1 protein-coding gene is annotated in these 455 nt (G+C 63.5%); it reads left to right on the top strand.

Features of this window, described 5'->3' with window-relative positions; translation table 11 throughout:
- A partial coding sequence (locus QMX98_RS34870) for an AMP-binding protein (RefSeq protein ID WP_282412097.1) occupies positions 1 to 455 on the top strand: 455 nt, incomplete at both ends.

Raw genomic sequence — 455 nt, 5'->3', positions numbered from 1 at the left:
CCGGGTGGCGAAGATCGTCGACAAGCACAAGGTCAACATCCTCTACACCGCACCGACCGCGATCCGCGCGATGATGGCGTCGGGTCAAGCCGCTGTTGAAGGTGCTGATGGCAGCAGTTTGCGCCTGTTGGGTTCGGTGGGTGAGCCGATCAACCCGGAAGCCTGGGACTGGTACTACAAGAATGTGGGCAAGTCCCGTTGCCCGATCGTCGACACCTGGTGGCAGACCGAAACCGGCGGCAACATGATGAGCCCGCTGCCGGGCGCCCACGCCCTCAAGCCGGGTTCGGCGGCACGTCCGTTCTTCGGTGTGGTGCCAGCGCTGGTCGACAACCTGGGCAACATCATCGAAGGCGTGGCCGAGGGCAACCTGGTGATTCTCGATTCGTGGCCAGGCCAGGCGCGCACGCTGTACGGCGACCATGACCGCTTCGTCGACACCTACTTCAAGACCT

The organism is Pseudomonas sp. PS02303 (genome assembly GCF_029959925.1).
GTDB classification, from domain to species: domain Bacteria; phylum Pseudomonadota; class Gammaproteobacteria; order Pseudomonadales; family Pseudomonadaceae; genus Aquipseudomonas; species Aquipseudomonas mandelii.
The sequence above is the reverse complement of the archived record's forward strand: the minus strand, read 5'-3'. Positions and strand labels throughout refer to the sequence as shown.